The organism is Paraburkholderia fungorum (genome assembly GCF_003610895.1).
Taxonomy (GTDB): Bacteria; Pseudomonadota; Gammaproteobacteria; order Burkholderiales; family Burkholderiaceae; genus Paraburkholderia; species Paraburkholderia fungorum_B.
Map to the genome: position 1 here is coordinate 198246 of NZ_MCAS01000012.1, position 13142 is coordinate 211387.

At 58.5% G+C, this 13142-nt stretch carries 10 protein-coding genes; 2 read left to right on the plus strand and 8 right to left on the minus strand.

Translation table 11 applies throughout. The annotated features are described in order from the left end of the window. The first annotated feature begins 213 nt into the window (after nt 1-213). The gene (locus tag BCY88_RS13635) at nt 214-1332 is read left to right on the plus strand and encodes a helix-turn-helix domain-containing protein (RefSeq protein WP_120345008.1); all 1119 of its coding nucleotides are present in this window, start codon (nt 214-216) and stop codon (nt 1330-1332) included. Between the two features lie 333 nt (nt 1333-1665). Here BCY88_RS13635 and modA read toward each other — a convergent pair whose 3' ends face one another. The 6 genes from modA to BCY88_RS13665 form a co-directional block, all read right to left on the minus strand. Next, on the minus strand, nt 1666-2490 hold the full coding sequence (gene modA / locus BCY88_RS13640; protein ID WP_220669669.1) for a molybdate ABC transporter substrate-binding protein: 825 nt from the start codon (nt 2488-2490) through the stop codon (nt 1666-1668). A 14-nt stretch (nt 2491-2504) separates the two neighbouring features. After that, complete coding sequence (locus BCY88_RS13645; protein WP_120344752.1) at nt 2505-4631, minus strand: TonB-dependent receptor; 2127 nt, start codon at nt 4629-4631, stop codon at nt 2505-2507. A gap of 286 nt (nt 4632-4917) precedes the next feature. Continuing rightward, nucleotides 4918-5823, minus strand: coding sequence for an alpha/beta fold hydrolase (locus BCY88_RS13650; protein WP_120344753.1), 906 nt, complete (start codon nt 5821-5823; stop codon nt 4918-4920). 266 nt (nt 5824-6089) lie between these two features. Beyond that, nucleotides 6090-7067, minus strand: a complete 978-nt coding sequence (locus tag BCY88_RS13655; RefSeq protein ID WP_120344754.1) for a LysR family transcriptional regulator — start codon at nt 7065-7067, stop codon at nt 6090-6092. 191 nt (nt 7068-7258) lie between these two features. Continuing rightward, nucleotides 7259-8014 carry an SDR family oxidoreductase gene (locus BCY88_RS13660; protein ID WP_120344755.1) on the minus strand — a complete coding sequence of 252 codons (756 nt, stop codon included), beginning with the start codon at nt 8012-8014 and terminating at the stop codon, nt 7259-7261. Between the two features lie 234 nt (nt 8015-8248). Continuing rightward, nucleotides 8249-9412: a porin gene (locus BCY88_RS13665; protein ID WP_120344756.1), complete on the minus strand. Its 1164-nt coding sequence runs from the start codon at nt 9410-9412 to the stop codon at nt 8249-8251. A gap of 297 nt (nt 9413-9709) precedes the next feature. Here BCY88_RS13665 and BCY88_RS13670 point away from each other — a divergent pair, with 297 nt between their 5' ends. Then, entirely contained in the window at nt 9710-10516 is an 807-nt protein-coding gene (locus BCY88_RS13670) for a MetQ/NlpA family ABC transporter substrate-binding protein (protein ID WP_120345010.1), read from the plus strand. Between the two features lie 81 nt (nt 10517-10597). Here the strand turns inward: BCY88_RS13670 and BCY88_RS13675 are convergent, their stop codons facing one another. After that, a complete protein-coding gene (locus tag BCY88_RS13675) occupies nt 10598-11713 on the minus strand; it encodes a succinylglutamate desuccinylase/aspartoacylase family protein (protein WP_120344757.1) in 1116 nt (371 codons plus the stop codon). 282 nt (nt 11714-11995) lie between these two features. After that, a complete protein-coding gene (locus tag BCY88_RS13680) occupies nt 11996-12778 on the minus strand; it encodes an ABC transporter substrate-binding protein (RefSeq protein ID WP_120344758.1) in 783 nt (260 codons plus the stop codon). Nucleotides 12779-13142: the final 364 nt, after the last annotated feature.

Genomic DNA, 13142 nt, shown 5'->3' on the forward strand with positions numbered 1-13142 from the left:
GCACGCTATTCACACGAATGCGCAGGCGCTGCGCGTCACGTTGTGATCTTGACGCTGCCATCCAGATTTTCACGACGATATACGCAATATCGCCTGGTCCGGCTGCGATACATACCTACACAATTGTAAGAAAATCCTTGCATCGGATTGTCTTAAGTCCCTGCGTTTTGCTTCCGTTAACACCAAGTGGACTTTGTCACGCTGCAGTGGACCATGTGGTGGGCCATCTACCCAGCAATCACTGCGACATCGTTGTCCGCCGTCTCTCCTTATGGGGCTGCATTCTTATCGCTGTATTTTGCTACCGGATCACTATTCATGCTCGAGAACGGCATCAATTACAGCCGATTCGATGTTGCTGAACTGCCACCAGAGCAGCAACTGCTGGCCTACTGTGAGCAGCTTGGCCATGTTATCGAGGTAGCGCCGTCGCGTGAGCAGGTCCGACAACCTTTTATCTGCATCAACGATCGTTACGATATCGGCGAATTCCGTATGAGCGACACCTATACGGATAATGTCGTGATTGAACGCACCATTGCGCGTATTTCGCGCGATAACGCACGCGGTATCGGCTTTACCATTTTCCTGGGTGGTGAAGCTCATTCGGCCATGACGCTTGCCAGGAAGCGTGAGTCCATCGTATGTGCGGGCAGCGTACTTGCCACAGATCTGGATCAACCCGTACGCGTACTGCGGCAGGCGTGCCGGTACATTACGCTGGTTGTATCCCCCAACTTGCTGCGGCACGTGTTCGCTGATCCGGGGGCAATACACGGTCGCGTGCTCGACCCGAGCAAGCCTGGCACGCGGCTTGTCGTCAAGCATGCCAGAACGCTGGTCGAGAACTTCCGGCACATGCCGTTCGAGGACGCTCATCGCAGGCTTGCCGACCTCGTTCAACTGATCGCAGCCGCATTCGGGGAAGATGCGGGGTTGAGTGGCGGCAAGCGAGCTGTCAGCCGCGCGCTAATGTTCGAATGTGTGCGACGCTATGTTCGCGCCAACCTGCAGGAGTACGATCTATCACCCCAGAGTGTAATTGCATCGCTAGGACTCCCGCGCAGCACGATCTATCGGATGTTCGAACATGAAGGCGGGCTTGGTGCTTACATCCAGAATCTTCGTTTGCGCGCCGCAGCAGATGACCTCATTCGAATTCCCGGGGGGCTGATCAAAGACATTGGCTATTCAGTCGGCTTCAAAACTGCGTCTCATTTTACGCACGCGTTTCAGAATGCCTATGGGATTACACCTCAGGAATTGCGTCTGAACGAGTTTGTTAATTTGAGGGCAAGAGATCGAGAGTCGGCGAGAACCTGGGCATCCTGATCAAAGAACCGGGGTACTTTGTCCACCGACGCCACACAGATGGACATGTAAAGCTCAAGGAGCCAAGCAGCGGTTTTTCGAGCGCTTGGTCGATCAGGCTGAATGACGCTCACCATGCCTTCCGAAACAGAATGGCCCGGCAGGCGAACCTGATCAGGCCAAAGGTGAGTGGATACCCAACCCGCACTGTATCCGGGAGCGCAGGTATTGCGGATACAAGTCCGGATCGGCCACCCATTCCATTGGGCCTACAGGATGTCCGTGTTGGCTAAAAATCCATGGATTTATCAGAAAAACCCGTAACTTTAGGAATCTAGCGCAGCCTTCGAGGCTCTATTGGCGCGCGACCGGCGTGAACCCGTAACGCGTGAGGACGTCCTGTGCCTGCGGGCTCATCAGGTAGAGGGCGAGCCGGTAAGCGGCGTTTCGCGTGGCGGTGGTCTGCGGCAGTTCCAGGACCGTCATCCCGTAGTCTGCGGAGATGCTGAGGTTGGCCGGGAGTTCGACCTGCACAAGGGCCGGGTCGGGCTTTGTTTCGTGAGAGCTGCAATAACCGATGAAGACGTCGACGCGCCGCGTCGCCATAAAGTACTTCACCGGACTCTGCCCCGCTGGAACCTGAGGCGCTGCCGGGCCGCCAACCAGTTGCTGCGCCTTCGCCTCCAGAATCTGCTTCGCTCCGGGGCGGATTGAGTCGGCCTTCGCGAATAATTCCCACGCGTAGTCACCACCCGGGTCGGCCTTAGGCGTTGACGTGCCGATCTTTACATTCGGATCAAGCAGCTTGTCGAGCAGATTGTCCGTTGTCAGGCCAACGTCCGGGCGGGCCTGCACGCAAACCCGGTTTCTCGCAAAAACGACAGTAGGTGCAGCTTTTCCTTCTGCCGTCAGGCGTTGCGGATGCGCCATATTCGCGGAAATGAAAACATCGGCTTTGGCGGAGTTTTCGATTTTATTCAGCAGAAGACCCGCTGGCCCGGTCACGAGGTCAATTGGCTGGCCGGACTCCGCGGTGTACTGATGCGTGATAGCGGCAAGTGCGCCGCTCATGCTTCCGGCAGCATAGATCGTGATAGCCGCCGGGGCAGGCGCCTGCTGTGCCCAGGCCATGCCCATGGTGCTGCCGAGAACGGCGGCAAGGAGGGTGCGAAGTACCATATGTCGATCCTTGTTCAGAGGTTGATTTGTAGTGAGGCACGGACGGTGCGAGGCGCGCCAAGCGTGCCTGTGCCGTTGTCGGAGCCGCTGTAGCCGTTCTGCCCGCTCGGTGTGATGTTGGCCCAGTACTGCCGGTTGGTGATGTTGTCGACGGCAATGCGCAGCGTCACCGATTTGCCGGCAATCTTCGTTCTATAGCGCGCACCGAGGTCAAAGACGGTATAGCCGTCGACATAATCCGTGTTCGTATAGTTGCCTGGCCGACGGCTTGCGTAGTTCATATTGATGTTGAACCCGAGGCCGGCGACGGCCGGCACGGAGTAGTCAAGCAGCGCATTGAATACGACGCGCGACAGCCCGAGGATCTGTTTGTCGCTGGTAGACGCCGATCCAGTGTCGAACAGACGGGGGTCGAGTAGCGAGATTCCCGTGAAAATGTTGATATCTCTTGTAACCGCGCCGGTCGCAGTCAGTTCAAGTCCACGATTGACCTGTTGACCCTGTTCGGCAAAAACGTTGTTCGCGCCGACATAGGCGTACGGCCGCTCGATGCGGTAGAGCGCGGCGCCGAGCGTAACCTGGCTCACATCGACCTTGTAGCCCAGTTCCCATTCTTTGCTCCGGTATGGCGCGAGGCTCTCTCCCGCATTTGCCGATCCAGCCGGAGCGTTGTCCCCCTGTTGCAGACTGTCGGCGTACGTCAGATACGCCGTCATGTTATCCAGCGGCTTAAACATCAGACTGGCTGTCGGGCTGATGCCGCTCGCGTTGTACTTGCTGGTGGTTGCTCCCTGCTTGCTGTAGTTCTCGGTGTGTATCCAGCTCTGGCTTGCGGCCAGTAACGTTGACCAGTGTTTGTCGAATCCGATCGTGTCCCCGACGCTGATCGATTGTTGGACCGTGTTGGCGGACAGATATCGATTCGAGAAATCGGGCAGCGGGGGTTTCGCAAAAGACAGCGGGTCGTTGATGCTTGCACTGCCGAGCGTAATCGCCCCCGTCTGGTACGGCGTATATCGATTCCAGAAGAAACCGGTGTTTGACACGAAGACGTCGTGCGACAGGCCTGCAAGCTCGGTGTGGCCATTCAATGCGACCGTGTTGCTGACAATTGTGTCCAGGCTGTACGTGGTTGTTGCGGTGGTCGTCGTATAGGCGCCCGTCTTGCTCGTGATGGTGTTGGTCGGCACCGTCGATGCACGGTCGTTGGTCTCTCTCAATACGCCGGCGCTCAAGTGCCAATCCTTGTTGAAATCGTGCTTCAAGGTGGCACTGAACATGTTGGTGACGTTATCGTCACCTGCCCACGATTGGCCGTAGCCCGGACGGGTAGGGTCGGGCGCGCTGGGAAAGGGCACGTTGCGCGCTAAGGCAAACGTACCCGGGAATCCCGTCGACAGGTAGTGGTACGTACTGAAATTGGTCTCGAGCCGCGTGTCCGGGGAGAAACGAACGTCGAATGCGAGGCTGGCGAGTTGTCTGCGCAGGCGGCTGCCTTCCACATATCCCTCGCCGTTCTGATTGAGCAAATTCAGCCGGTAACCGAAGCGGTCGTCGTTGCCGAAGTGTCCTCCGAGGTCCAGATGCTCAGTCAAAGACTGGCGTGATGCGTAGCCGAACGTGAACTCGCGCAGCGGCTCGGCGGTAGGCCGTTTGAGCACATAGTTGAACGTGCCCGCAGGACTGGCGGGACCATACAGGGCACCGGCAAGACCATTCAAAACCTCGATCTGCTCGAATTGCTCGATTGGGTAGTCTGTTGTCGCAGCGATACTCAGACCATCGATCCGCGTGTTCTGCACAACTCCGGCTTGCAACCCCCGCGTCTGGGGGCGGATGTTTTCGCCCTGAACCGTCGGGATGAAGCGAAACGCTTCCCGCACGCTTTGGAGTTGCTGATTCTCCGCGAGCGATGAGGGGACGATACTAATGGAGTAGGGCGTGTCAAGAAGCACCTTCTCGCCTAGCGGTCCAACTTTCGTTCTGTCGACCTGATACGACGGGTATGGCAACGAAGATATCCCGGAGATGACTACCGGTGCGAGTTGGATTCCTTCGTCCTGAGCATGGGCTGAAAATGTTGCACCGATTCCTGCTGATACGAGTGTGAACGCCTGAAAGGCATTGATTGAGCGAGTCATGGACCTTGATGTATCTAATTTTTGTGTCGTTGTATCTCTCTATATATAACGCAATGCATGATCCCTCAACAAGTAGTGACCAGTAATAGATGGAATTCGGTCAACGCCCGGTGCGGGAACCGTTGCGACTGAAATAGGGCTCTTCGTTGAGCGCAGGCGATCACGGAGTGGAGCCGCGCGCGGCTCTGCAACGCAGAATTGCCGATGGCGCAAGAGTTCAGAACGTGCGCGGATTTCGGGTCAGCCCGGTAAAGCGCTGCCACGTGGCAACGCGTCCGCGCTCTCCCTATTGAAAAAACGCACGGATCTCACGGGCGCATGTTTGCGGCGCTTCATAGTGCACAAAGTGACCCGCATCGGCAAAATCGATGCTGAAATTATCGAAGTATCCGTTCAGCCTGTCGGACCACTCTGGCCGGATCAGCGGGTCCCTCTTTCCCCAGAGAAAACGCGACGGTACAGAAATCTTCGGGGGCTTGGGCAAGGTCCCATCCAGCCACTTCCGACGATTCTCCGCCGAACTCACATACCAGTCGAAGCCACCCTGTATGTTGTCGTTCAGCATGAACATGTCGGCATACACTTCCAGAAGGTCGCGGAACACGTCTGGATTGTCTCCCGACCAGTGATTGAGGAAATGCGACATGTACAGCTTGCAGTTCTCACGCGACGATCCCACCAGCTGAGCCGCCCAGGGCAATTGCTGGAAATACTGGTACCAGACTTCGATCAGATGATCCGGCTGGCCGTATCGAGAACCCAGACCTGGGTAAGGCGTGCAAAAATAGAACGCGCCGTTTAAACGGTCACCGTACTTCTGGCTAAAAGCTTGCAACACGTAGGCACCGAGGTCCCCACCGATCATGCCAAAATTTTTAAGCCCGAGTTGCTGTGTGAAGTCGGCGATATCGTCGGCATGGGTCGAAGCACCGGCGTTCCGGTCGGGACCTGAACCTGGTTTGCCCGTGAACCCGCAGCCGCGTAAATCTGGAGCAATCAGTTCGAAGTCGTCCTTGAGGATCATCATCAATGGCTTGAAGACAATCCAGAACTCCGGCCACCCATGCAGCAGGACGAGCGGCTGTCCGCGTCCGATTCTCGCGTAGTGCATTCGCAAGCCATTTGCCTGTACGTAGTCGAAACGGATGCCTGCTTCGCTGGCATCGCGCATAGCCGTTTCCAGGGCCGTCATAAAGTCCTCCTGATCGATTGGGTTTGCGTCCCGGGCAGTTTCGCCGGACACGGATCAATTTAGAGGGCCCGGATAAAGGCGTCCAATATCGAGCACATACGCTTTCAGACGAAGCGCGTATGGAGACGGGGGAAAACAGAATAAAATGAGCGCGCCGATGCTTGCATCACCGGCTGAACATTCGCGATCTACCGGTGGCAAGCGGGCCAGATCTGCGAGACTCTCTACAAAGGGTAGATCGATTGAAAGGGGTATGTCCGTATCAGCTACGACGCAACCTGAAGATTCGTTGTCCTTTCAATGACCACTCGTAGAAAATTCACCAAGGCGGCGGATGAATGGTTCTTGCGCCATACCACAGTCATGGGGGACACCAGAACCTGAGGCTCGATTGCAATGAAGCGAACGCCGTTTCTTTTTGCCTGAGAAACGCTGGCCGGAACGAAGCTAATGCCGGCGCCGGCCGCAACAAGCCCCAGGGCAGTGTGCATATCGCGCGCCTCCTGTACGAGATCCAGCTCGATGCCTCGCGCAGATAATTCTTCAACGACAAGACTCGTGAGACTCGGTTTGGGGAACTGCGGGTACATGACGGCGACCTGATGTTGCAATTCTCCGATCGGTACCGTTGCGAATGCTGCCAGTGGGTGGCGCGCGGGCACAGCAATCATGAGCGGCTCGGTGACCAGCAGATGTTGCTCGATGTACTCGTCAGGGGGCAAGCCCGGCCGGGAGAATCCCACATCAATAGACCGGTTCGCCAGAGACTCTGCAATCTGCGCAGCCAGAAGTTCAGTGAAGGCAAGTTCTACGGCAGGATATGCGTCGCGAAACGCATTGAGAATATCTGGCAGCACGCTGTACATGGCCGAACCGGCGAAGCCGATGCAAAGCCTGCCTGATTGGCCGCGGCCGATGCGCCTGACGTCCTGCACCGCAAGATCAAACTCGGATACGATGGCGACCGCTCGTTTAAGCAGCAAGGTGCCCGCTTCAGTCAACCGCAATGGCCTGGCATCGCGTTCAAGCAGCAGCACACCGAGTTCCTCCTCGAGTTGCCGTATCTGCTGGCTCAAAGGCGGCTGGGCAATATGCAGCCGGTCAGCCGCACGGGTGAAATTGAGTTCTTCTGCAACGGCGCGAAAATAGCGCAGATGCCGCATTTCCAGCCGGGCAGATGCATTAGCGGGAGGCGTTGAGCTGCGTTCACTACCGCTCGTGGTGTCAATCGTGCTGTCTGACATGCAAACCTCCTTGACGAACCCGTGCGCAGCCCTCAGATTTCATCCAGAAGCCTGTCCCGGTTCCGGCAATAAAGAGCAGGCATACGAAGAATCCTGTGGCTGCGACCAAAACTGAATATCAAAGGCCGGCTGGGATATTCTCGGTTGCAGCCGGAATGGCTAGCATTGTCGCCGTAATCAATCGATTCGTGTTACCGGCCACCCGAAACAGCAACGATAGCGGCAGTCACGTAAGCGGCAGACGGCGAAACAAGCCACCGCACGCTCTCGGCGATTTCATGAGCGGTGCCGGCACGACCCATCGGCACGGTCGCAGACAGGCGTGCCGTTCGATCCGGATCGCCAGCAGCGGCGTGCAAATCCGTTTCGACGAGGCCCGCGGCAACGGCGTTGACACGGATGCCCTCAAGCGCCACCTCCCTCGCCAGTCCCATTGTCAACGTATCGATTGCGCCTTTCGTGGCAGCGTAGTGGACCCATTCACCTGAGCCGCCGAGTTGCGCCGCGCGCGAAGAGAGATTCACGATGACGCCGCCACGGCCGCCGCGCCTGGTAGACATCCGTTTCACCGCCTCGCGCGAACACAGGAAAGCCCCGATCACATTGACCGCGAAAACATCTTGCAGCGCTTGCGCTGAGATGGCTTCAACACGCGAGAATCCGCCAGTCACTCCACCGTTATTTACCAGTACGGTGGGCAAACCAAACGCCTGGTCGACCGTGCTGAAGAGGCGTAGTACCTCTTCCTCCTTTGAAACATCCGCGTGTATGGCGAGCGCCTGACTGCCGGTAAGACGGATCTCGTTCGCGACTTGCTCCGCACTGGCACTGTTGCTGGAATAGTTGACTGCGACGGCATAGCCATCTCTAGCCAGTGCCCGTGAAATTTCTGCGCCGATACCGCGGCCACCGCCGGTGACGATTGCAACCTTTTCAAGCTGGGGCATGTTTTTCTCCGTTGATGAGTTGCATAAGAGGCAGCGCCTCTCATGTCTCTGGATACGCTTCCTCTCCCGAATGAGAAAGCGTTTACGGGCATGCGTCCAATAGCTTTGAGGTCTCGAATCATATGCGGCTCGTATCGGAAAAGCGTTCCCCCAAAAGAAAAACGCCCCGCAGGGCGTTTTCCGGAACCTCAGAACGAAAGAGCTTGCGCTCCTCGTCGACGAGATCAGACTCGCTTAGAACTTGTGACGGATACCGACGCGGAATGCCAGTTGGTTGTCCGAACCCGTGCCCGACGAGTTGAAGTAGCTCGTGCTCGAACCGATCTGCGCTTGCAGATTGGTCTTGCCGACCTGGCCGGCAGCGATCTGGTAGATACCCAGTGCATACACGTCCGTACGCTTGCTCAGCGCGTAGTCGACGCTCAGGTCCGCCTGGTTCCAGTGGCCCGTGTTGGCGCCGCTCAGGTGCATGTACGTGTAGCCTGCGCCTGCCGTCAGTGCCGGCGTGAAGGCGTACTTCGCGCCTGCTTCGTACGCGGCGAACGTGGTCGAGCCGCCCGTGATCGGAGCGAAACGCGTGTTCGTGTACAAGGCCCACAGCGTAGCCGCGCCGATCGAGTAACGGCCGCCGACACCGAACGTGCGCAGATCACGGATGGTGCCCGTGGTCACGTTGGCGAGGCTGGTCGAGAACGCCGGGGTTGCCTGGCTCGGGAAACGGATGTCCGTGTACGCTGCGCCGACGCCGAACGGGCCGTTTGCGTAGTTCACACCGAGGCTGTATGCGCGCGACGAACCTGCGACCGGTGCTGCGGTCGTGCCGGTTGCCGGTGCGCCGGCGAATGCGCCAGCCTGGTTCGAGAAGCCGTACATCGCGCCGAAGGTCAGGCCCGCGAAATTCGCGCTGCTGAACTTGACTGCGTTGTTGATGCGGCTCGAGGTCAGCTGGTCGACGTCGTTGATGTGGTAAGCGTAGTTACCCGCGACGGTTTGGCCACCCGTCGAGTAGTTGCCGCCCAGATAGTCCGTCGAAAACGAATACTGGCGACCGAACGTCAGCGAACCGACGTTGTTCTGCGACAGACCGACATAGGCTTGACGGCCGAACAGCGCGCCACCCTGGCCGAGCGTGCCGTTGCCGCTGTTGAAGCCGCTTTCCAACACGAACAGCGCCTTCAGGCCGCCACCGAGGTCTTCGGTGCCGCGCAGACCCCAACGGCTACCCGATGCAACGCCGTCGTCGTACTTGAAGAGGTTGTCGTGACCGGTGGCGGTCTTCGAGTTGTTCACATAGCTGATGCCGGCGTCGATCAGGCCATACAGCGTGACGCTGCTTTGCGCGTGAGCGGCGCTGGCGAAGACGGCGAGAGTAGCGGCGGTCAATACTTTCTTGTTCAAGACTTTCTCCGATTAAAAATTAAGCGATCGCGACGCCATGCTCTTTGGCAGGTCGTGCGATGGCCCGAAATTTAAGGGAATGCAGAGTAAGGTATGTGACAGGTTCGGTTATTTTCGAATCTGTCGCGTCGGCGCGACACTCACCTATCGTTGCTGGTTGAATTCACGCAAGGGGTGCCGCTCATAAGCTTTTCCCCGATCGTGCATATAAGCGTGTGAAAAACGATTGGTTTTCGGGGGCATCGGCTGCATGCGACGATCCGCGCCTACCAATCAGAATTGCTCGAGGGCACACGCATGCAACGCCGCAAAATCATCCAGAATCTGCTCGTTATCGCCGCCGTTTCGTTCACGGCAACGTTTGCGCATGCCGACGACAAACAACTCAGGATCGGCACGATGAGCGGTCCGGACGCACAGATCTGGTCGGTCGTGACCAAAGTCGCGGCGCGCGAGGGGCTGAATGTGAAGGTCATCGAATTCAACGATTACGTGCAGCCGAACGCGGCACTCGATGCCGGCGACCTCGACGCCAACGGTTTCCAGCACCAGCCGTTTCTCGACAGCCAGATCAGGCAGCGCGGCTACAAGATCGTCAACGTCGGCCTGACCTACGTTTCGCCGATGGGCTTCTATTCGAACCGGCTCAAGTCGCTGAAGGACTTGCCGGAAGGCGCGAAAGTCGGCATCCAGAACGATCCGTCGAATGGCAACCGTGCGCTGCTGCTGTTGCAGAAGTACGGCGTGATCAAGCTGAAGCCGGGTGCCGGCACGAACGGCGTCAATGCCACGCCGCTCGACGTCGCCGAGAATCCGAAGAAGATCAGGCTGGTTGAACTCGACGCCGCGCAATTGCCGCGTGCGCTCGGCGACCTCGACGCCGCCTCGATCAACACCGACTATGCGGTGAAGGCCGGTTTGCAGCCAACCAAAGACGCGATCGCCATCGAAGATCTCAAGGGTCCGTACGCGAATCTGATCGCCGTGCGCGCGCAGGATCGCGATAAGCCGTGGGTCAGGAAGCTGGTGGCGGCCTACGAATCGGATGAAGTGCGCAAGTACATCGACACGCAATTCAAAGGCGCGATCATTCCGGCTTTCTGAACAATCCGTTCCCCGGCAACCGACGCGTAAACGCAGATCGCCCGCTGAAATAGCGGGCGATCTGCTTTGCGGCCACAGCGTTTAGTTGCTCAACAACGAACCGCTCCTGAATGCCTTCGCGCCGGCAATGCGCGCGAATTCCAGCCCGGCCGTCGCGAAGCGCGTCAAATGCCGCGCGTACAGCACGCCGGCCACGCTGCTCTTCAGTGTGACGACGCGATCGGTCAACGGATCGACGATATCGGCGATCTCATGGCCGACATCGACCCAGGTGCCGACTTCGCAGCGGTAAACCAGCACGCCGCTAATCGGCGCGACGATCGGCTCGGCGCCGGCCAACGGCGTTGCGGCGAATTCGAGCGCCGGCAGCGGTGCCGGGGTGCCGTCGATCACGCCGCGCGAAGTCAGGTATTCGATGATCGCCTGGGCGTCGCGCTCGGCGTACTCGTACGACACTTCGCGTTGACCGCGCAGTTCGATCGTGACCGAGATCGAGCCGTTCGGAATCGGGAAGCGGTCGCCGTAACGGCCGCGCAGATCCGACCAGCAGAAGCTGTGGATTTCGTCGAACGGATTGCCCACCGAATTGAGCGCCAGCAACGAGGCCTTGGCGTCGAGATAGCGGGCGAGCGGCTCGACTTCCGGCCACAGGTCGGGATTCGTGTACAGGTGCATCGCGGCTTCCCAGTCGCAGTGCAGATCGAGTACGACGTCGGCGTCGCAGGAGAGTTTTTGCAGTGCCAGCCGTTGCGATTCGAGTTCGGTTGCCGGCTCTTGCGCAGCGAGTGCTTCGCGCATCGCCGCGCGGATTGCCGTGCGATTGGCTTCGACGTTGTCGCTCAGGCGCGCTTCGATACCGGGCTGAATCAGCGCTGCCAGTTCGTAGAAATTGCGGTTGAAGTTCTGCGCGGTGTTGGTCTCGAAGCGGCCCGTCAGATGGCCTAGAAAGTGCTGATTCAGGCCGATCGGATTGGCCACCGGCACGATCACGACTTCGCCGCGCACCTTGCCCGCGGCTTCCAGTGCGGCGAGCTTGCGGCGCAGCGCCCACGAGACCAGCATGCCAGGCAACTCGTCGGCATGCAGCGACGACTGGATGTAAATCTTCTGCCCGCCGCCGGGACCATAGTGAAAACTCGTCAGGTTACGGGCAGTGCCGAGCGTCGGGGCAATCAGCGGATGGGTTTGGGTTTGCATGGTTTTCAAATCCGCGCGCAAGTGGGCGTGCCGCGCTATGTCGTTGATTACAGGAGGAATAGGGTGCTTCGCGGCCGGTTATTGACGGTCCGGTTCGCCGCATCCCGGTCGCACGATCTTAGCCGATATGGCGCGAAGCGTGGTCTTCCGCGGCGCCGTGCGTGATGCGCGCGGCGCCGCAATCGGAATGCCGGGCGAGCCGCCAAACAAAACGGGCTCCGTATGACACGGAGCCCGTTCCTTGCAAGCCGGCAAGCGCGCCGTCAGGCGCGCGTGACTGGCTTAGCTGCCGTACACGTCGAAGTCGAAGTACTTCTTCTCGAGCTTCTTGTACGTACCGTCCTTGATGATGTCGGCGATTGCCTTGTCGACCTTCGCCTTCAGATCGGTGTCTTCCTTGCGCATGCCGATGCCCGCGCCGTTGCCGAGGACCTTCTCGTCGACCAGATCCTTGCCCGCGAACTCGTAGCCCGCGCCGCGCGGCGTCTTCAGGAAGCCGATTTCAGCTTCAACGGCGTCCTGCAGCGAAGCGTCAAGACGACCCGACAGCAAGTCGGCGTAGACCTGATCCTGGTTCTGATACGGAACCACCTTCACGCCCTTCGGCTCCCAGTAGGTCTTCGCGTAGGTTTCCTGGATCGTGCCCTGTTCGACGCCAACCGCCTTGCCCTTCAGCGAATCAGCCGTCGGCATCACGCCCGAGCCCTTCTTCGTGACGAGGCGCGTCGGCGTGTTGAACAGTTTCGACGAGAAGGCGATCTGTTCGGCGCGCTGCGGCGTCATGGACATCGACGACAGCACGCCGTCGAACTTCTTCGCCTTCAGGGCCGGAATCATGCCGTCGAAGTCGTTTTCGATCCACACGCATTTTGCCTTCAGGCGCGTGCAGATTTCATTGCCGAGGTCGATGTCGAAGCCAACGAGCTTGCCGTCCGAACCCTTGGACTCAAACGGGGGGTAGCTGGCGTCAACGCCGAAACGGATAGTCGACCAATCTTTAGCGTGTGCGCCAATCGAGACGGTGGCAAGCAGAGCAACCGTCAAAGCCGCTAGCAGTTTTTTCACTGTTTAACTCCTCGGTGGTAGTTCAAATACTCCCGTATGCGGTTGTGCCGCTGCGGGACGCCTGGTGCGACTTACGACCAGGCTTGGGTTGAAGCTGCAGGCCGGGGCGGCCAGCAGCGCGCGCCAAGCTTATCAGTTCAAAAAGATTGGGTAGCTAGTGAAACACCGGATGGCGGATGGCAATAGCTTTTAGGGCTTGAATGTGGTGGCGATTCGAGCGTGCCGTTATGCGCATTGCATTGCTTCAGCGTGATGCTGCCTGCCTTGTAACCATGTCGTAAAGAAGTTGGCTAATGGTGCTTAAGGATGACTGAACGGGACTAAGGGTGACAGAAGGTGGCCAATGGTGAAACTTTGCGGACAG